The organism is Streptomyces sp. SID14515, from assembly GCF_010548505.1.
Lineage (GTDB): Bacteria > Actinomycetota > Actinomycetes > Streptomycetales > Streptomycetaceae > Streptomyces > Streptomyces caviscabies.
The window spans coordinates 82960-102265 of record NZ_JAAGMH010000065.1 but is presented as its reverse complement, the minus strand read 5'-3'; the positions used below and the strand labels follow the sequence as shown (position 1 = coordinate 102265).

Sequence of the window (19306 nt, the reverse complement as noted above, 5' to 3'; positions counted from 1 at the left end):
CCCGGAGGAGATCCGATGCCCACGTCCGACGCACCCCGCAGCAACCCGACCGCCGTGACGCACGAGGTGACGAATCAGCCGCCGCCGCTCACCGGTCACGACGCCGCCGACGACGCGGTGCTGCTCGAAGGGGTACGCCGCGAGGGCGCCGAGTGGCACGTGGACGAGCTGCACCGTTTCGGCCGCTACGTCGGCAGCGAGGAGGCCCAGCACTGGGCCGACCAGGCCAACCGCCACGAGCCGGAGCTGCGGACCCATGACCGTTTCGGCCACCGGGTCGACGAGGTCGAGTTCCACCCGGCGTATCACTCCCTGATGAACGCCTCGGTGGGTGCGGGGCTCGCGGGCGCCGCCTGGGCCGACGCGCGCCCCGGGGCCCATGTCGCCCGCGCCGGCGGCTTCATGCTGGCCACGATGCTGGAACAGGGACACCTGTGCCCGGTCTCGATGACGTACGCCGTCGTCCCGGCGCTGCGCCGCTCCCCCGACCTCGCCAAGGTGTACGAACCGCTGCTGACCAGCCGGGTGTACGAGCCCGGGCTGCGCACCCCCACCGCCAAGCAGGGCCTGCTCGCCGGTATGGGCATGACGGAGAAGCAGGGCGGCACCGATGTGCGGGCCAACACCACGACCGCCGTCGAGCAGTCCGACGGCACCTGGCGGCTGCGCGGGCACAAGTGGTTCACCAGCGCCCCGATGAACGACCTCTTCCTGGTGCTCGCCCAGTCGCCCGGCGGTCTGTCGTGCTTCCTGGTGCCGCGCGTGCTGCCGGACGGGAGCCGTAACACCTTCCGCATCCAGCGGCTCAAGGACAAGCTCGGAAACCGCTCGAACGCCTCCAGCGAGCCCGAGTTCGACGACACCGTCGCCTGGCTCGTCGGTGACGAGGGCAAGGGGGTGCGGACCATCATCGACATGGTGACGATGACCCGGCTCGACTGCGTGCTCGGTTCCGCCGCCGGTGTCCGTGCCGCGCTGGCGCAGGCGGCCCATCACGCACGCCACCGCTCGGTGTTCGGCGCGAAGCTGATCGACCAGCCCCTGATGCGCAACGTTCTGGCGGACCTGGCCCTGGAGTCCGAGGCCGCCACGACCCTGGCCCTTCGCCTGGCGGGCGCGGCCGACCGTGCGCACCGGGGCGACGGCGCGGAACGCGCCTTTCTGCGTCTGGCCACCGCCGTCGGCAAGTACTGGGTGTGCAAGCGGCAGCCCGTCGCGGTCGCCGAGGCCCTGGAATGCCTCGGCGGCAACGGGTACGACGAGGCGTCCGGCATGCCGCGGCTGTACCGCGAGGCCCCGCTCAACGGCATCTGGGAGGGCTCCGGCAATGTCAACGCCCTCGACATGCTGCGGGCGTTGACGCGTGAGCCCGAGTCCGTGGAGGCCTTCCACGCCGAGATCGAGGCGGCGGCCGGGGCGGACGCGCGTCTCGACGCGGCGTGGCGGGAGCTGCGGGCCGAGCTGGCGCACCCGCAGGATGCGCAGCTCCGGGCCCGCCGGGTCGTCGAACGGGCCGCTCTCGTGCTCCAGGGCTCGCTCCTGGTGCGCCACGCGCCGGGGGCGGTGGCCGACGCGTTCTGCGCGTCCCGCCTCGCCGGGGATCAGGGGCTCGCCTTCGGCACGCTTCCCGCGGGCACGGACTTCGCCGCGCTGCTGGGGCGGCTGCCCGCCTGACGGCGGAGGTAGGCGTCGAGCTCGGCGGCTCCGGCCAGCATCGCGCGCCCTCGGGCGGCCAGCCGGGCGTGCCAGTCGCGCAGGGCGGCGGCCAGCGGCTCCAGGCCGCCGGCCGCCCGGACCTGGGCGATCAGCGGGGCGATCTGCTCCAGTCGGTAGCCACCCCGCCTGAGTTGGTGGGCCAGGCCCGCGTCCCGTACGTCGGTCGCGTCGTACACCCGGTACCCGGTCCGCGGGTCGCGGCGCGGGGTCATGAGACCGGCACGCTCCCATTTGCGGAGGGTGGCGGGCCTGATGCCCAGCTTTCCCGCCAGCGGTCCCACATACATGTCGCCGGGGCCCGATGCCTCGTTGGGTGCGGGCACAGCGCCGGGACCCAGGTCACGGAGGGCCTGCTCGACGGCGTGCAGCGTCCGCCGGTCCTCCAGGAGCTGGGCGTGGCTCTCGTCGACGATGCGGAACGCCTCCTCCGGCTCGTCGCGGTTCACCGCCCGCATGATCGACGTCGCGCCCCCGTGTCCATGGCCGGGGATCAGCGCGAGGAACGCGTCGAGGGCGTGCGCGTGCAGCGGTGTGTAGGTGCGGTAGCCGTGAGGAGTGCGGTCGGCGGCCGGGAGGATCCCCGCCGCCTCGTAGTTCCTGACGGCCTGCGTCGACAATCCGTGCCGGCGGGCCAGGTCGACGGGCCTGAGGCGTTCCGTGGTTTGAGGGTTTTGCCGCATGATCCTGAAGTTATCGCGGAAAAGTTTCAACCAAGGGTTCAACGATATGGTTGAAGCCATGGCCAACGACATCAAGGACATCGCCCACGCCGTCGAGGCGACCGCCGTCATGGAGCTGTTCGCCTCGCCGCCCCGGATGCTGACCCTGGGCGAGCCCACCCACGGGGTGGACGCCCCGCTCCGCCTGCGCAACGTGCTCTTCCGGCAGCTCGTCGAGCGGGAGGGCTATCGGACCATCGCCATCGAGAGCGACTGCGTCGCGGGACTGCTGGTGGACGACCATGTGACGACGGGCGCGGGATCGCTCGACGAGGTGCTGGAGCGGGGGTTCAGCCACGGTCTCGGGGCCTCCGCGGCCCATCGTGAACTGGTGCGCTGGATGCGCGCGTTCAACGACGGCCGGCCCGCGTCCGACCGGGTTCGCCTCGCCGGCTTCGACGGCCCGCTGGAGATGGCGTACGCCGCGAGCCCCCGGGAGGCCCTCACCCGGCTCCACCGCCTTCTCGCGGACCATGTGGACCGGGGCCTGCTCCCCTGCAGCGCCGAGACGCTCGACCGTCTGCTCGGCGCCGACGACCGGTGGACCGACCCGGCGGCGATGCTGGATCCGTCCGCGTCCTTCGGGCGGTCGGCCGAGGCCGGGCAACTGCGGCTGCTCGCCGATGATCTGAGCGCGCTGCTCGACGCGTGGACACCGCACCTGATCGCGGCGACCTCGCGGGACGCGTTCGACCGGGCGCGCCTGTACGCACGGGCCGCCTCGGGTCTGCTGCGCTACCACTACTGGATGGCCGACACCTCGCCGAGCCGGCTGTCCCGGCTGACGGGCCTGCGGGATCAGATGATGGCCGACAACCTCCTCGCGCTCGCCGAGCGGGGCCCGGTCCTGGTGCACGCCCACAACAGCCATCTCCAGCGGGACATGAGCTCGATGCGGATGGGCGGCCGACGGCTGGAGTGGTGGAGCGCGGGCTCCATCGTCAACGCCCGCCTGGGCGAGGAGTACGGCTTCCTGGCCACCGCCTTCGGCACGATGCGGCACCAAGGGGTCGGCGTTCCGCCGCCGGACACCCTCGAAGGAACTCTGTACGCGCTCCCGGACGAGCCCAGCCTGCTGGACGCCGCCGAGCTGACCGCCGCCCTCGACGCCGCGGACCCCGTGCGGCGTACGTCCCCGTACTTCGGCTACGCGCCGCTCGACCCGACGCACCTCGCCCGCATCGACGGAGTGGTGTTCATGAAGGACATCCCGGAGGACTGAGCGGGCGCGCAGGCTCCGCACGCCCGGGCGGGTGAATCCCGGCCGGGCAGGAATAGCTGGACCGGGCCGTTGTTGATCACACCATGACTTCTGAGATTTCCGGTACGGGCAGGGCCTTCGGACGCGTGGGGATCTGGAGCGGCGCCCTGCATCCTTCGCGGGTGGACGACGCGGGCAAGGGCGCGATCACGGACGCGCTCGCCGAACTCGAAGGACTGGGGTACGGCACCGTCTGGATCGGGGGCAGCCCGACGCCCGGCGACGCCGCCGCCGTCGTGGCCGCCACCCGCGGAATCACGGTGGCCACCGGCATCCTGAGCATCTGGAACCACACGGCCGAGGAGGTGGCGGCCGGGATCGCGGCGATCGGTCCGGAAGCGCGTGGCCGGTTCGTCCTCGGTCTGGGCGTCAGCCATGGACCGATGGTGCCGCAGTACGCGAAGCCGTACAGCGCGATGGTGGCCTATCTCGACGCGCTCGACGCCGCCGAACCGTCCGTGGGCTCCGGCCACCGGGTCCTGGCGGCTCTCGGGCCGAAGATGCTGAAGCTCGCGGCCGGCCGGTCGCTGGGGGCGCACCCCTATCTCGTCACCACCGAGCACACCGCGGAGGCCCGCGAGGCGCTCGGCCCGGACGCACTGCTCGCCCCGGAGCTGAGCGTGGTGCTGGACACCGACCTCGACCGGGCCCGCACCACCGCGCGGACGATGCTGGGGATGTATCTCCAACTGCCCAACTACACCGACAACCTGTTGCGCCTGGGGTTCACGGAAGGCGACTTCGAGGGCGGCGGCAGCGTCCGTCTTCTCGACGCCCTCTTCGCGCTGGGCGACGCCGAGCAGGTGAAGCGCCGGACCCAGGAGTACCTCGACGCCGGTGCGGACCACGTCGCGTTGCAGGTGCTCACCGCCGAGGAGGGCGGGGCGGGGCTGCCGCGTGCCGCATGGCGTGAGCTGGCCGAGGCTTTCGGCGACGGGCTCTGACGCACCCGAGACCCACCTGTCAACACGTCGCACCCATCGTCCCGTTCGGGTGAGGTGCGGCGTGTCGGGAGGATATCGGCGCGGCTCCGGGCAGCCTCCGTGCGAGCGATCTTGGAGGGGGAGTCGTGGGAGTGTCACGCGAGTACGGGCGACCATCAGTGAGGGTCCGACACCGGCCGACGTGGCGGGGGCGCCAGCCCTGCCCTACCCGAGCGGCCGGTCCGCGCCGGCCTTCTGGCACGAGCTGCGGCCGAGCACCGTGCCCACCCGGCCGCTCGCGGGCCAGCTTCCGGTGACGGGCCGATCGGACCGTTCCGGCGCTGGGCCAATGGGTTCTATCCGGAGTCACCCGGCAGGGGTTCGGTGACCCGGCCTCCTCGCAGCGAGGGCGAGGCCAGCGCCGTGCTCTCCTGATCTGCCCCGAGCCGCCCCGGTCTCAAGCCCCGGATCTCCCGCGCCGCCCGCCCCTCCTGACCCGGCCTTCCCGCGTCTCTTCCCGGTGCCGCGGAGGCCGGGGCTCCGCACTTCGGGCGCCATTCGGGCAGCAGCCACGGGAAAGCGGGCGTCCCGGGCGACCGGATCAGCGGCCGCACCGGCCCTGACCAGCACCGTCGCATTCATGGAAACGGGCATGAACGGGCCGAGCAGATCTGGTGAAGCGGCTGTTCGTGGCCCTGGTACTGCTTGTACAAACGACACATGAGCCCGAACGGACAAGCGGGCCCTGCCCGTAACGGGCCCAGCAGCGACCAGGGAAGTGCGCCGTGGACACCGAGGAACGCCGTCGGGGAATTCTGGACACGGCCCGGCGGGAGGGGTCGGTCGGGGTGAACGCCCTCGCGGACCTGTTCAAGGTGGCCAAGGAGACCGTCCGCCGCGATCTGCATGTGCTGGAGGAGCACGGACTCGTCCGCCGGACCCACGGCGGCGCCTACCCGGTGGAGTCGGCCGGGTTCGAGACCACGCTCGCCGTCCGCACCACCCGCAACGTGCCCCAGAAGTCGCGGATCGCGGCCGCCGCCGCCGATCTGCTCGGCGACGCCGAGACGGTCTTCGTCGACGAGGGCTTCACCCCGCAGCTGGTGGCCGAGGCGCTTCCCCAGAACCGGCCGCTGACCGTGGTCACCGCTTCCCTGGCCGTCGCCACCTCCCTCGCCGGGGCGGAGAAGACCTCGGTGCTGCTGCTGGGCGGCCGGGTGCGCGGCTCGACGATGGCGACCGTCGACCATTGGGCCTCCCGGATGCTCGCGGACTTCGTCATCGACCTGGCGTATCTCGGGGCCAACGGCATCTCCCGCGAGTACGGCCTCACCACCCCGGACCCGGCCGTCGCCGAGGTGAAGGCGCAGGCGCTGCGGAGCTCGCGGCGGCGGATCTTCGCCGGGATCCACAGCAAGTTCGGGGCGGTGAGCTTCTGCCGGTTCGCCGGGGTCGGTGACTTCGAGGCGATCGTCACCGACGCCGGGCTCCCCTCGGCCGAGGCCCAGCGCTACTCCCTCCTGGGCCCCCAGGTCATCCGCGTCTGACCGGCCCGCCCGCACCGCCGACCGCACGACTCTCCGCCACTCCCCCACCAACGCCGGGGCCTGGCTCGCCATGCCCGCAACGACCCGATCACCGAGCCGCTACGACTGATCAGGAGCCCCCATGCCTCATCCAGGACGCCGCCGCCGACCACGTATGCGCGGTCGGGCCTGTGCCGTGACCGCCGCCCTGGCCCTGCTCGCCACCGGCTGTGCCGGAGCGGGCGGGACCTCCTTCGGCGGCGGTGACGCGCTGAACGTGCTGATGGTGAACAACCCGCAGATGGTCGAACTGCAGAAGCTGACCGCGAAGCACTTCACGAAGGAGACCGGCATCAAGGTCCACTTCACGGTGCTGCCCGAGAACGACGTACGGGACAAGATCAGCCAGGACTTCTCCAACCAGGCCGGTCAGTACGACATCGCCACCATCAGCAACTTCGAGCTGCCGTTCTTCGCGAAGAACGGCTGGCTCCACCCTCTCGACGACTACGCGAAGGCCGACACCGCCTTCGACCAGGAGGACATCCTTCAACCGCTCCAGGACTCGCTCACCGCCGAGGACGGCAAGCTCTACGCCCAGCCGTTCTACGGGGAGTCGTCCTTCCTGATGTACCGCAAGGACGTCTTCGAGAAGCAGGGCCTCACCATGCCCGAGAAGCCGACCTGGGAGCAGGTGGCGAAGCTGGCCGAGCAGACGGACGGGTCGGAGCGCGGGATGAAAGGCATATGCCTGCGCGGGCTCCCGGGGTGGGGCGAGGTCATCGCCCCGCTGACCACCGTCGTCAACACGATGGGCGGCACCTGGTTCACCGAGGACTGGGAACCGCGCCTGACCGCACCGGAGTTCAAGAAGGCGACGAAGTTCTATGTCGACCTGGTGCGCAAGCACGGTGAGCTCGGCGCCCCGCAGTCCGGGTACGCCGAGTGCCTGAACAACATGACCCAGGGCAAGACCGCCATGTGGTACGACGCCACCGCGGGCGCCGGTTCCCTGGAGGCGAAGGGCTCCCCGGTGAAGGGGAAGATCGGTTACGTCCCCGCGCCCGTCGAGCGGACCAAGAGCTCCGGCTGGCTCTACACCTGGGCCTGGGGTCTGCAGAAGGCGTCCAAGAAGTCCGACGACGCCTGGAAGTTCGTGTCCTGGGCCTCCAGCAAGGAGTACGAGGAGCTCGTCGGCGCCACCAGCGGCTGGTCCAACGTTCCCGCCGGCAAACGGGCCTCCACCTACGCCAACCCCGACTACCGGGCGGAGGCGGGCGCGTTCGCCGACGTCACCGAGCGGGCCATCTCCGAGGCCGATCCGAAGAATCCGGGCACCCAGCCCCGCCCGACGGCGGGCATCCAGTTCGTCGGCGTACCGGAGTTCACCGATCTGGGCACCCGGGTGGCGCAGGAGATCAGCGCCGCCATCGCGGGCCGCCAGTCGGTGGACGCCGCGCTCGCCGCCTCCCAGAAGCTGGCCGAGAAGGTCGCGGAGGAGTACCGATGACCGTCACCGCAACCAGAGAGGCCACGGCCTCACCGCAGGCTCCGGCGAAGAAGCCGGGCGCCGGGAACCGTCGGCGCGCCTGGGCGACCCGTGCGCCCCTGCTGCCCGCGCTGATCTTCCTGATCGCCGTCACCCAACTGCCTTTCGTGGCGACCCTGGTGATCTCGCTCTTCGACTGGAACTCCCTCAAGCCGGAGAAGCGCCACTTCACCGGGTTGTCCAACTACGCATCGGTCTTCACCGACGAGGCGTTGCGCGAATCGGTCGTGACGACCGTCGTCCTGACCGCGTCCGTCGTGATCGTCAGCGTCGTGCTGGGGCTCGTCTTCGCCCTGCTGCTGGACCGCACCTTCTTCGGCCGGGGGTTCGTACGCACCCTGCTGATCACCCCGTTCCTGCTGGTGCCGGTCTCCGCCGCGCTGCTGTGGAAGCACGCGCTCTACAACCCCGAGTACGGGCTGTTCAACGGGGCGCTCACCTGGTTCGGCGAGCTGTTCGGGATCGAGTCCATAGCGCAGCCCGAGTGGACCACCGAGATGCCGCTGATCGCCATCGAGGCGTCGCTGGTGTGGCAGTGGACGCCGTTCATGATGCTGATCCTGCTGGCCGGGCTGCAGAGCCGGCCGGCCGAGATCATGGAGGCCGCGCGGCTGGACGGGGCCGGACCCTGGCAGATATTCCGCTATCTGACCCTGCCGCATCTGCGCCGCTACCTCGAACTGGGCATCCTGCTCGGGTCGGTGTACATCGTGCAGAACTTCGACGCGGTGTTCACGATCGCCTCCGGCGGTCTCGGCACCGCCAACCTCCCGTACACCGTCTACGAGACCTTCTACCGGGCCCATGAGTACGGGCTGGCGTCCGCCGCCGGTGTGGTCGTGGTGATCGGCACGATCATCATCGCCACCTTCGCGCTCCGGGTGGTCTCCTCCCTCTTCCGTGAGGAGGCGAGCCGCGCATGAGCGTCTCGACCGCGACACCCGCGTCCACGTCCGCATCCGCATCCGCATCCGCCAACGCCGCCACGCGCAAGGCCCGTCGGCGCTCGGCCGCCCTGGGCGTGGTCGCCTGGGTGGTGGGGATCGGCTTCTGTCTGCCCGCGCTGTGGATGGTGCTGACGTCCTTCCACGCGGAGGCCGACGCGGCGACCAACCCGCCGTCGCTCGCCGCCGCGCTGACGCTGGACGGCTACCGCACGTTCTTCGGCGGCGGAGGAGGGCCGACCCCGTGGCCCCCGCTGGTCAACTCGCTGGCGGCCTCGTTCTTCTCGACCGTGCTGGTGCTGCTGCTCGCGCTTCCGGCCGCGTACGCGCTGTCCATCCGGCGGGTGCGCAAGTGGACGGACGTGATGTTCTTCTTCCTGTCCACCAAGATGCTGCCCGTGGTCGCCGGACTGCTGCCGGTGTACCTGTTCGCGAAGAACACCGGCCTGCTGGACAACATCTGGCTGCTGGTCCTGCTCTACACCTCGATGAACCTGCCGATCGCGGTGTGGATGATGCAGTCCTTCCTCGCGGACGTCCCCGTCTCCATCATCGAGGCGGCGCAGGTCGACGGGGCCCGGCTGCCGACGGTGCTGCGCCGGGTGGTCGCCCCGGTCGCCGGTCCCGGGATCGCCGCGACCGCCCTGATCTGCTTCATCTTCAGCTGGAACGAGCTGCTGTTCGCACGGGTGCTGACCGGCGTGGTCGCCGGTACCGCACCCGTCCATCTGACCACCTTCGTCACCAGCCAGGGTCTCTTCCTCGCCCAGCTGTGCGCGGCGTCCGTGGTCGTGTCCCTGCCGGTGCTCGTCGCCGGCTACGCCGCCCAGGACAAACTCGTCCAGGGCCTCTCGCTGGGAGCAGTCAAATGAGGGCAGCCATCGTCGAATCCGTCGGCAAGGTCTCCGTGACCACCGTCCCGGACCCCACGCCCGGCCCGCGCGACGTGGTCGTCAAGGTGGCCTCGTGCGGGCTGTGCGGCACCGATCTCCATATCCTCCAGGGCGAGTTCGCGCCGACCCTGCCGATCGTCCCGGGGCATGAGTTCGCCGGGGAGATCGTGGGCCTGGGGGCGGACGTCACCGAACTGTCCATCGGCGACAAGGTGGCCGTGGACCCCTCGCTGCACTGTCACGAGTGCCGCTACTGCCGTTCGGGCCGGGGCAACCTCTGTGACAACTGGGCGGCGATCGGTGTCACCGTGCCCGGCGGCGCGGCGGAGTTCGCGGTGGCGCCCGTGGCCAACTGCGTGCGCCTGCCGGAGCACATCGACGTCCGGGACGCGGCGCTGATCGAACCGCTGTCCTGCGCGGTGCGCGGCTACGACGTGCTCAACGGCAATCTCGGGGCCCAGGTGCTGATCTACGGGTCCGGGACCATGGGGCTGATGATGCTGGAGCTGGCCAAGCGCACCGGCGCCGCGTCGGTGGACATGCTGGACATCAACGCCCAGCGGCTGGCCACCGCGACGACGCTCGGCTGCACCGGCGCGGCCGCCCGTGCCGAGGAGCTGGACCGTCCGGGCGGCTGGGACGTGGTCATCGACGCCACGGGCAACGCCGGGGCGATCCAGGACGGTCTGGGGAGGGTCGCCAAGGGCGGTACGTTCCTCCAGTTCGGGGTCGCCGACTACGCGACGACGGCGGTGATCGAGCCGTACCGGATCTACAACCAGGAGATCACCATCACCGGTTCGATGGCGGTCCTGCACAGTTACGAGCGGGCCGCCGCACTCTTCGCGAGCGGGGTGCTGGACGCGTCGGTGTTCATCAGCGACCGGCTGCCGCTGGAGCAGTACCCGCAGGCGATCGAGCGCTTCCAGGCGGGAATCGGCCGCAAGATCGTGGTGGAGCCGTGACGGAGTCCATGACCCCGGCTGCCGCTCCGGACCCCGGCGCCGTCCTCGTGCTCGGCGAGGCGCTGGTGGATCTGGTCCCGGCCGGCGGTGCCGCCGGGGTGCTGTCGGCCCAGCCGGGCGGCGCGCCCGCGAACGTCGCGGTGGGCCTGGCCCGGCTCGGCGGGCGGCCGTCCTTCGTGGGCGGGCTCGGCGACGACGCCTTCGGGGGCCGTATCGAGGCATGGCTGACCGGTGCGGGCGTCGACCTCTCGCTGAGTGCCCGGTCGGCGCTGCCCACGGCGCTCGCGGTGGCCGACCCGGGCGATCACGGGAACACGTACCACTTCCATCTCGGGGACACGGCGACCTTCCGGCTGCCGGACCGGGCGCCGGAGGCGGCGCGCTTCGGCGCGGTGTACGTGGGCGGGCTCGCCGCGGTGGTGGAGCCGGCGGCCGGTGTCGTGGCCGCGACCGCGCGGGCGGCGGCCCGCTCGGGGCTGCTCGCGGTGGACCCGAACGTGCGCGAGGACCGGACGCTCGATCCGGTGCGGAGTGCGGACCGGCTGCGCGAGCTGTGCTCGCTGGCGCAGGTCGTGAAGGCGAGCGACGAGGACCTGGTGCGGCTGTGGCCGGACGCGGCCCCGGAGGCGAGCTGCCGCAGTCTGGCCGGGCAGGGGCGGCTGGTGGTGATGACACGGGGGGCGCGGGGCGCGACCGCGTACGTCCATGACGCCCCGGCGGTCTCGGTTCCCGCCCTGCCGGTGCGGGTGGTGAACACCATCGGCGCGGGCGACGCGTTCATGGCGGGGATGCTGACCTGGCTCGGGGTGGAGGCCGGGTGGGATCCGGCGCTGTCCGCCGGGCGGACGAAGGCGATGCTGGAGTACGCGGTCGGCACGGCGGCGTCGGTCTGCGCCCGGGCGGGAACGGAACCAACGGCACCGCTTGGGGTGTGAACCCGGCGCTGGTCGGGCATCACCATCAGGACCCGAGTTCCGCACGGCCCTCCCCCGGCCCACGGAAACCGACGCGGCCCCACCGGGCTCCTCCGCCCGGTGGGGCCGCGTCGTCGTCTCAGCTCTGGGGACGCTTGCCGTGGTTCGCGCCGTTCTTGCGGCGGGCCTTCTTCTTGCGACGTCGCTTCGAGGACATCGAACCCCTCCTTCTCTGCTGTGTGCTTCCGTTGCGGGCGGTCTGCGGGCGGCACGGCCCGGAGATCACCAGGACGCCTGCCCAGGGACACCGTGGCAAACACCCGGTGCGCATGCAACCGGCGGTGCGCACCGGGCGGGTGTGGACAGGTGTGCGGAGGCGGCCGGTCAGGCTTCCGGCGCGTCGGCTCCGATGACCTGGGCCGTGTACCGCGCCAGGTGGGCGCGGATCTCCTCGTGCGACATGCCCTGCCCGGTGACCAGGTGTTCGACGAGATCCGCGCGGGTGGCCGCCAGCAGGGCGTGGGCGGCGAACGCGCTGTCGGTGAGGCCGTCGATCCGGTCCAGCATGTCCCGCAGGACGCGGTGCCAGCGTTCGTAGTGCTCGGCCCGGTAGGGGCCCGCGTCGCCGGTGTCCTCCAGCGCGAGGGCGAGGTGCCGGTTGTCGAGCTTGAGGCACAGGACGGCATCGAGCAGGGCGGGGATCCGCCGGTGCGGCGGGGTCGTGGGGCCCAGCGGCGGAGGGCCGTCCTCGACGGCGGCCCTGATCGGTTCGAGACGGGCGGCGAACAGCGCCTGGATCAGCCCGGTGCGGTCGCCGAAACCGCGGAAGAGGGTCGCCTTGCCGACGCCGGCCGCCGCCGCGATGTCGGCCATCGTGATGGCCGCGGGGCTCTCACTGCGGGCGAAGAGGTCATCGGCCGCGGCGAGGACGGCCGCACGGTTGCGGACGGCGTCCTTGCGGGGCGTGCGGGCGGTCATGGCGCTCCTCGATTGCAAAACGGACCAGCGGTCCGTATCGTCGACCACGAAACGGACCCAGGGTCCACATTCTAGGTGACGGAGCCTTCATGAAGCCCGACTCAACCCCCGCGGCAACCCTGGTCATCGGTGCGACCGGCACCACCGGAAGCCGCGTGGCGGCCCGGCTCTCCGCCGCGGGCCACCGGGTGCGCGCCGCCTCCCGGGCCGCCCGCCCTGTTCCCGGCGCGGAGCGGGTCCGCTTCGACTGGCAGGACTCCGCGAGCCACGGTCCGGCGCTGACCGGCGTGGACCGGGTCTATCTGGTGCCGCCGGTCGGCCATCCGGAGCCGGCCGAGCTGATGCTGCCCTTCCTGGAGCGGGCCCGGGACGCCGGTGTGGGCCGCGCGGTGCTGCTCAGTTCCTCCGCCATCCCGATGGGCGGGCCCGCGACCGGCCTCGTCCACCAGGCTCTGCCGGACCTCTTCGGGGCGTGGGCGGTGCTGCGGCCGTCCTGGTTCATGCAGAACTTCACCGGCGACCATCTGCACGCGCTGAGCATCCGGGAGGCCGGGGTCATCAGGACCGCCGCGGGCGGCGGGCGGGTCGGCTTCGTGGACGCGGAGGACATCGCCGCCGTCGCCGTACACGCCCTGACCGACGAGCGGTCCCCCGACACCGACCTGGTCGTCACCGGCCCCCGGGCGCTGAGCTACGACGAGGTCGCGGCGGCCGTCGGCCGGGGCACCGGACGCCCGGTGGTCCATGAGCACCTGGGGCACGAGGCGATGCGCGACCGGCTCGCCGCCTCCGGGATACCCGTCCCGTTCGCGGAGCTGCTCGCCGGACTGGACCGGGCCATCGCCGAGGGGGCCGAGGACCGGGTCACCGACACCGTGCTGCGGCTCACCGGACGGCCGCCGGGCGACTTCGACACGTTCGTGGCGCGGGAGTTGCGGCCGTTGACGGACGGGGCCGTCGCTCAGGGCCGGTAGCGCAGCGGATGGTCGTCGGGCACCTCGACGACGGCGATCCGCACCCCGTCGGGGTCCTCGATCCACATCTCGACCAGTCCCCAGGGCTCGCGCTGCGGCGGTCGCAGGACGCTCACGCCCTTCGCCCGCAGTTCGTCGTGGGCGGCCTCGGCGTCGTCGACCTGGAGCCAGATCCGCACGGCCGACGAAGGCGGCTCCTCGCTCCGGCCGGAGACCTCCAGGAACCCGCCGCCGAGGAAGTAGACCGTGCCGCGCTCGGGGCCCGTACCGAACTCCCGGTAGACGGCGAGGCCCAGTGCCTCGCCGTAGAAGGCGCGGGAACGCTCGGGATCGGTGGGGTGCAGCAGAATCCTGCTGCTCAGTACGTGCACCATGGGCCGAGCGTACGCCTTCGGACCTGCGGGGCGGGTCCTTCGGGGTCCGTCAGTTGCTGAGCTCGTCGATGAAGTCGTCCGTGCACCGGTTCTCGGCCGCCTGGCCACTGGCCCGGTCCATACAGTCCTCGAAGTTCTTGAACTCCTCGGAGTCGAGCACGGAGATGGCCACCACGAGGACGACCGCGGAACCGATGAGCCCGAGCGCCCCGAACACGGCCCCGACTATCGCCATCGTCCGGCGCGGCGCGCGGCCCTGGCGGGTGCGGAGCGCGGCGACGATGCCGAAGACGATGGCGAGCAGGCCGAGGAGCAGCCCGCCCACCACGGTCCAGAAGAGCAGGCAGCCGACGAGGCCGAGCACGAGAGCGGCGACCGCGAAGCCGTTGGTCCGTGCGGGCGCCTGGCCGCCGTAGGGGTCCTGACCGGCCGCGGGCTGCCCCGGGTACGAGGGATCCGGGTACGAGGGAAGGGACATCGGGATGGTGCTCCTGTTCTCCTGGCTTCCCGTGCACCTGCCCCGCACTCCGGCGGCCAATCGCCGCTTTGGTCACGCTCCGGCAACTAAACGCGCTGGCCAGGGGCTTCTCGGTGGAGTTCGGCCGAGAGGTGGTGCTGAAGCGGCCGGCCGATCGCGGCGAGATCGTGGACGAAGGAGAGCGTGTCCCGGTCCGTCAGGGTGTAGCGGCGGCGGGTGGCCTCGACCTCCTTGGCGGTGGGGGCGAGGGACACCTGTTCGGTGGCGAGGTCGACGGCGCCGTCGCGGGCGTGGCCGACCGAGATCTCCGCGATGCCGGTGGGCTGGGTGATCAGGGCCTCCACCCGCCCGTCCGGCTGCAGCCGCCACCATCCGCTCTCCCGGGCGGACGGTCGCAGGGGGCGCCCGTCGGCGTCGAGCAGCCAGGCCCGCGCCTCGTACGCGAGGAAGGGCCGCCCGTCGTGGCTGAAGGTGACCTCCTGCGCGTACGTGAACTCCGCCTCCAGCGTCGGATACCCGCCCCGGCCCGTGCCCCGCCAGGTGCCGAGGTATCCGGTCACCGGGGCGAGCAGCGGATGCGGTGCGGGGGACGCGTCCGGGCGGAGGGCGTCGGGGAAGGGGAGTTGGCGGACGGGGTCGTGCATGAGGGTGTGCGCTCCTGGGTCGGGTCGGGCCGGCTCGGAGTCGCAGCCTAGGGGGTGTCCGACCGTCGGCCGAGGATCAGCGGGCGGCGGCCCCGCACCGGGAGGTGCGGGGCCGCCTCCGACCGGAGTTCAGTTGTGGGCGAGCAGGGCGTTCTCGTCGAGTCGGATGATGCGGGGAAGCCGTTTGATGGTGGCTTCGCGGTGGGCGATGACGATGAGGGTGCGGTCCGCCCGCAGGGTGTCGATCGCGGATTCCAGGGTGCGTGCCGTCGCGGGGTCGATGTCGGCGGTGGCCTCGTCGAGGACCAGGACCGCCGGGTCCAGGAGCGCCGCGCGGACCAGGCCGATCAGTTGGAGTTCACCGGCCGAGAGCCGGCCCGTACCGCGTCCGAGGTCGGTGTGCAGGCCTTCGTCGAGCGAGCCGATCCACCCCGCGAGGCCCAGGTGTTCGACGGCCTCGGCGATGCTGTGCTCGTCGGGGTCGCCGGGCACCAGCCGGAGGTTGTCGAGGAGCGTCCCCTCGATCATGTGGACGCGCTGCGGGATCAGGACGATCCGGCGGCGCAGTTCGGCGGGGTCGAGGGCGGCGAGGTCGTGGCCGTCGTAGCGGACGGTGCCGCTGTCCGGGGTGTAGAGGCCGGTCATCAGTTTGGCGAGGGTCGTCTTGCCGGAGCCGGTGGGGCCGACGAGTCCGACCCGTTCGCCCGCCTCCACCCGTACGGAGAGCCCGCCCAGGACTTCGGTGCCCGCCACGTAGGAGTAGTGGAGGTCCTCGATGTCCAGGGCGCCGCGTTCGGCGGTGACCGGGCCCCGCGGCGCGGCGTCGTCCGGCGCCGGCCGGGGGGCGTGGATCTCGGCGCGGGGGGCCGTGGTGGTCAGCAGGTCGAGCAGCCGGGCGAGGCCGACGAGGGAGATCTGCACCTGTCCGACGAGGTTGGACGCCTGGGTGGCGGAGTCGAACAGCTGGCGGGTGGCGAGGATGAAGACGACGACCGTTCCGACGCTGATGGAGCCCCGGGCGGCCAGCCAGCCGCCGACCAGGAGGAGCACGGCCGTCGTGAGGCTCTGGACGATCCGGGCGAGGCTGATCAGGAACAGGCTGCGTTGACTGCGCCGGGCCGCGCGGTAGCGCCGTTCGTTGTCCGCGAGGAAGCGCTCGCGCCAGAAGCCGATGCCGCCGCCGGTCTGGAGCATCTCGCGGGACTGCACGAGTTCGCGGTAGGTCGTGGCGACGGTGCCGGCGGCGGCGGCCTCGGCGGCGAAAGCCGGGTTGGCGGCCTTCTTGAAGAGCCGCAGGACGCCGACGATGGCGGGGACGAACACCAGGGCCAGGGCGAGGGTCAGCAGCGGCGAGTAGGTGAGCAGCAGGACGGTCGTGAAGAGGAGATACGCGGCGACCGTGAGGACGTCGGGGAGCTGGCTGCGCACGAAGTTGGCGAGGTCGGCGATCTCGGTGGTGGTGCGTCTGAGCAGATCGCCCGAGGGGTGGGCTTCGAGGAAGCGGAGCGGGGCCCGGGAGAGCCGGGTGACGGCCAGTTCGCGCAGGGCGCGCACGACGCGTTCGCCGACGGCGATGAGGAGCAGTTCGGACTGGCGGAACAGGAACAGCCGCAGCAGCGCCAGTACGGTCAGGGCGGCGACGGCGGTGAACAGGCCGGAGCGGTCCCGCTCCAGGATCTGGTCGACGCCCGCGCCGATGACGGCGGGTACGGCGACGGTGGTGGCGGTCGCGGCGGCGCCGGCCAGCAGTGCGAGGGTGATGCCCCGGCGCTCGGGGCGCATATGGGGCCAGGCCCTGCGCAGTACGCGGCGCTGGTCGGGGGTCGCGGTGAGGCGCTGGTGCTCAGCCACCGGTGGTCACCCGCTCTTCCATGTCGTCGGGGGCGGCCGCCTCGGCCGGGGCGAGGGTCAGGGTGCGGTCGGCCGCGTCGAGGAAGCCGCCGCGGTGGGTGGCGCAGACGATCGCGGTCTCGCCGGACCAGGCGCGCAGCCTCTCCAGCAGAGTGCGTTCGGTGGTCGTGTCGATCGCGGAGGTGATGTCGTCGAGGAGGAGGACGGGTGGCTTGCGCAGGACGGCGCGGGCGAGGGCCAGGCGTTGGAGCTGGCCTCCGGAGAGGGTGCTGCCGCGTTCACCGACGAGGGTGTCCAGTCCGTCGGGGGCCGCGTCGAGGTAGTCGTCGAGGGCGGCGGTACGGCAGGCGCGGCGCAGTTCGTCGTCGGTGTGGGCGGAGCCGAGCCGGAGGTTGTCGGCGAGGGTGCCGCTGACGGTGACGGGGCGCTGGGGTACGTAGCCGAGCCTGGCGTGGACCTCGGCGGTGTCGGCCTCCTCCAGCGGGCGGCCACCGAAGCGCACGGTGCCGGTGGTGGGCGGGAGGAGCCCGGCGAGGATCCTGAGCAGCGTCGTCTTGCCGGAGCCGGTGGGGCCGGTCACCGCGACGAGTTCGCCGGGGCGCACGGTGAGGTCGACCGGGGCGAGGATCGGGTGTCCCCCGGCGCTGTGGCCGACGCCCTCGGCGGTGAGGTCGCCGGTCGCGGGCAGCGCCGCCGTTCCCGGGGCCCGGTCCGTGGGGTGCGGCAGCAGGACGTCCTGGAGGCGGCGGGCCGCGGTGGTGGCCTGGCTGAGCTGGCTGATCCGCAGGGTGATGACGCCGACCCACAGGACGAGCATGCTCATCCAGCTGGTGAAGGCGACGATGCCGCCGACGGACATGGTGCCGCGCAGCACGGCGACGCCGCCGAGGCCGAGCCCGGCGCCGATGGCGAGGGCGGGCACGAAGGGCGAGAGGGCGGCCCAGCCGGCGGAGACCCGGCCGGTGGTGAGCGTGTGTTCGGTGACGGTGGCGCTGCGCTCGTGGTGGCGTCGCACCAGGGCGGGTTCGCCGCCGAGGCCGCGGACGGCGGCGCTGGCGGAGAGCAGTTCCTCGACGGCGTCGGCGCGGCTGCCGTGGGCGGCGGAGAGCGCGGTGTTGGCCGCGCCGAACCGCTTGGGGAACCAATAGGTGTTGATCCATACCAGGGGCGGCACGCACAGCAGGCAGATCAGGGCGAGGAGCGGGTCGAGCCGCATGATCGCGACGATCATGACGGCGAAGCCGGTGACGCCCGTGAGGAACGAGGCGACGCCGGAGAGCCAGCCGCGGACCAGGTCCACGTCGCGGGTGCCGCGCATGCCGAGGTCGCCCTCCCCGTACCGGGCGACGGCCCGGGCGTCGAGGCGGGAGACGCGGTCGGCCAGCGCGATGTAGAGGCGGTTGCCCTGGGTCGTGGCGAGGAGGGTGGAGTACCAGCCGAGGACCATCTCCGCGAGGGCGGCGAGGATGCCGGCCCCGACGATGATCAGGGCCCAGTGCCACAGGGCGGAGCGGTCCTCGTGGACGATGCCCTGGTCGACGGCGCGTTCGATGAACCAGGGCAGGGCGATCAGCGCGAGCTGGTAGACGAGTCCGCCGAGGACGGCGAGCGCGGCGAGGGCGGGACGGTCCCTCAGGCAGCCCGCGAGGAGTCTCAGCCCGTCGCGGGTGGTGGGCTCGTACGGGCGCGGCTGCTCGGCCGGGGCGTTCACGCTCCACCCCGTCCGCGTGCGGGGGCGGGTGCGGACGCGACGCGACCGGGGGCCGCGGGGCACGCGTCCCCGGAGCGGCGGGCGAAGAAGTCGAGCATGGCGGCGTTGACCTCCGCGGGGCGTTCGAGATGGCCGTAGTGGCCGCAGCGTTCGATCTCGGTGTAGCGGGCTCCGGGGACGGTGTCGGCGATCTCCCGGGTGGCCGCCGCCGGGATCATGACGTCGTCGGCGAAGCCGATGCACAGGAGCGGTACGTCGAGCGTGGCGTAACGGGGCAGCCGGTCGGTGTCGCCCATCGCCTCGTACTGGGCGCGGACGCCCGGGCCCGTCGCGCCGTCGGCGTACGTGAAGACGTCGAGCCAGTCCCGTACGGCGCTCGGGTCGCGCAGCGTGTGCGGCGAGAGGTAGCACAGGGCCTGGAAGACGGCGTGGTACGAGGCGGGGACGGCGGCTCCGCTGTCGTACAGGTCGGCGGCCGCGCGGGAGACGGCGGAACCGAAGGGGTCGACGCGGGCCCGGCCGGCCATCAGCACGGCCTGGCTGACGAGTTCGGGCCGGGTGAGGAGGAGTTCGCCGACGATCGACGCGCCGAGGGAGAAGCCGACGACGCGGCAGGGCGGGAGGGCCAGGTGCTCGATCAGCGCGGCCAGGTCCGCGGCCATGGCTTCCAGGGTGATGCCGCCGGGAGGTAAGGCGTTCGGCGGGATGCCGCGGTTGTCCGGGGCGATGACCCGGTAGCCCGCGGCGACCAGGGCGGGGGTCTGGTGGGCGCGCCAGGCGGTGCGGGTGGCGCCCGTGCCGTTGACGAGCAGCACGGGCTCTCCGTCGCCGCCCGTGTCGTCGTGGACGAGGTCGATGCCGTTGAGGAATGCGGAAGGCATGGTGG

Annotated in this window: 18 protein-coding genes and 1 pseudogene; 11 read left to right on the top strand and 8 right to left on the bottom strand. The window is 72.3% G+C overall.

The window, feature by feature from the left end; translation table 11 throughout:
• Nucleotides 1-15 precede the first annotated feature (15 nt).
• Nucleotides 16-1674 (top strand): acyl-CoA dehydrogenase family protein, encoded by a 1659-nt coding sequence (locus tag G3I54_RS11785; protein WP_164613811.1) that lies wholly within the window; start codon nt 16-18, stop codon nt 1672-1674.
• Here the strand turns inward: G3I54_RS11785 and G3I54_RS11780 are convergent.
• On the bottom strand, nt 1602-2396 hold the full coding sequence (locus G3I54_RS11780; RefSeq protein WP_239144335.1) for a TioE family transcriptional regulator: 795 nt from the start codon (nt 2394-2396) through the stop codon (nt 1602-1604). The two genes, G3I54_RS11785 and G3I54_RS11780, sit on opposite strands and share 73 nt — an antisense overlap.
• Before the next feature lie 58 nt (nt 2397-2454).
• On the opposite strand from G3I54_RS11780, the gene G3I54_RS11775 reads away from it, so the two are divergent.
• The 9 genes and pseudogenes from G3I54_RS11775 to G3I54_RS11740 all read left to right on the top strand — a co-directional run bounded on the left by G3I54_RS11775 (nt 2455) and on the right by G3I54_RS11740 (nt 11431).
• Nucleotides 2455-3657 carry an erythromycin esterase family protein gene (locus G3I54_RS11775; protein ID WP_164613809.1) on the top strand — a complete coding sequence of 401 codons (1203 nt, stop codon included), beginning with the start codon at nt 2455-2457 and terminating at the stop codon, nt 3655-3657.
• Between the two features lie 83 nt (nt 3658-3740).
• Nucleotides 3741-4640: an LLM class F420-dependent oxidoreductase gene (locus tag G3I54_RS11770; protein ID WP_164613807.1), complete on the top strand. Its 900-nt coding sequence runs from the start codon at nt 3741-3743 to the stop codon at nt 4638-4640.
• Between the two features lie 125 nt (nt 4641-4765).
• Nucleotides 4766-4926: pseudogene (locus tag G3I54_RS39410) on the top strand ((2Fe-2S)-binding protein); the annotation flags it as partial.
• Nucleotides 4927-5404: 478 nt separating this feature from the next.
• Nucleotides 5405-6166 (top strand): DeoR/GlpR family DNA-binding transcription regulator, encoded by a 762-nt coding sequence (locus tag G3I54_RS11765; protein WP_030632474.1) that lies wholly within the window; start codon nt 5405-5407, stop codon nt 6164-6166.
• A gap of 121 nt (nt 6167-6287) precedes the next feature.
• Nucleotides 6288-7655: a sugar ABC transporter substrate-binding protein gene (locus G3I54_RS11760; protein WP_164613805.1), complete on the top strand. Its 1368-nt coding sequence runs from the start codon at nt 6288-6290 to the stop codon at nt 7653-7655.
• Nucleotides 7652-8617: a sugar ABC transporter permease gene (locus G3I54_RS11755; RefSeq protein WP_164613803.1), complete on the top strand. Its 966-nt coding sequence runs from the start codon at nt 7652-7654 to the stop codon at nt 8615-8617. Before G3I54_RS11760 ends, G3I54_RS11755 begins: the two co-directional genes overlap by 4 nt.
• Nucleotides 8614-9510: a carbohydrate ABC transporter permease gene (locus tag G3I54_RS11750; protein ID WP_164613801.1), complete on the top strand. Its 897-nt coding sequence runs from the start codon at nt 8614-8616 to the stop codon at nt 9508-9510. The genes G3I54_RS11755 and G3I54_RS11750 overlap by 4 nt, the downstream gene beginning before the upstream one ends.
• Nucleotides 9507-10496: a zinc-dependent alcohol dehydrogenase family protein gene (locus G3I54_RS11745; protein ID WP_164613799.1), complete on the top strand. Its 990-nt coding sequence runs from the start codon at nt 9507-9509 to the stop codon at nt 10494-10496. Before G3I54_RS11750 ends, G3I54_RS11745 begins: the two co-directional genes overlap by 4 nt.
• Before the next feature lie 8 nt (nt 10497-10504).
• Complete coding sequence (locus G3I54_RS11740) at nt 10505-11431, top strand: carbohydrate kinase (RefSeq protein WP_164614126.1); 927 nt, start codon at nt 10505-10507, stop codon at nt 11429-11431.
• 363 nt (nt 11432-11794) lie between these two features.
• On the opposite strand, the gene G3I54_RS11735 is transcribed toward G3I54_RS11740, so the two are convergent.
• Nucleotides 11795-12388 carry a TetR/AcrR family transcriptional regulator gene (locus G3I54_RS11735; protein ID WP_164613797.1) on the bottom strand — a complete coding sequence of 198 codons (594 nt, stop codon included), beginning with the start codon at nt 12386-12388 and terminating at the stop codon, nt 11795-11797.
• Nucleotides 12389-12477: 89 nt separating this feature from the next.
• Here G3I54_RS11735 and G3I54_RS11730 point away from each other — a divergent pair, with 89 nt between their 5' ends.
• Nucleotides 12478-13362, top strand: coding sequence for an NAD(P)H-binding protein (locus G3I54_RS11730; protein WP_164613795.1), 885 nt, complete (start codon nt 12478-12480; stop codon nt 13360-13362).
• Here G3I54_RS11730 and G3I54_RS11725 read toward each other — a convergent pair.
• The 6 genes from G3I54_RS11725 to G3I54_RS11700 form a co-directional block, all read right to left on the bottom strand.
• Nucleotides 13350-13736: a VOC family protein gene (locus G3I54_RS11725; RefSeq protein ID WP_164613793.1), complete on the bottom strand. Its 387-nt coding sequence runs from the start codon at nt 13734-13736 to the stop codon at nt 13350-13352. The two genes, G3I54_RS11730 and G3I54_RS11725, sit on opposite strands and share 13 nt — an antisense overlap.
• A gap of 49 nt (nt 13737-13785) precedes the next feature.
• Nucleotides 13786-14214, bottom strand: a complete 429-nt coding sequence (locus tag G3I54_RS11720) for a DUF4190 domain-containing protein (protein WP_164613791.1) — start codon at nt 14212-14214, stop codon at nt 13786-13788.
• A gap of 86 nt (nt 14215-14300) precedes the next feature.
• Nucleotides 14301-14858, bottom strand: a complete 558-nt coding sequence (locus G3I54_RS11715; RefSeq protein ID WP_164613789.1) for an FABP family protein — start codon at nt 14856-14858, stop codon at nt 14301-14303.
• 129 nt (nt 14859-14987) lie between these two features.
• Entirely contained in the window at nt 14988-16709 is a 1722-nt protein-coding gene (locus tag G3I54_RS11710) for an ABC transporter ATP-binding protein (RefSeq protein WP_164613787.1), read from the bottom strand.
• Nucleotides 16702-18420 (bottom strand): ABC transporter ATP-binding protein, encoded by a 1719-nt coding sequence (locus tag G3I54_RS11705; protein WP_164613785.1) that lies wholly within the window; start codon nt 18418-18420, stop codon nt 16702-16704. Before G3I54_RS11705 ends, G3I54_RS11710 begins: the two co-directional genes overlap by 8 nt.
• Nucleotides 18417-19301 (bottom strand): alpha/beta hydrolase, encoded by an 885-nt coding sequence (locus G3I54_RS11700; protein ID WP_164613783.1) that lies wholly within the window; start codon nt 19299-19301, stop codon nt 18417-18419. The genes G3I54_RS11705 and G3I54_RS11700 overlap by 4 nt, the downstream gene beginning before the upstream one ends.
• Nucleotides 19302-19306: the final 5 nt, after the last annotated feature.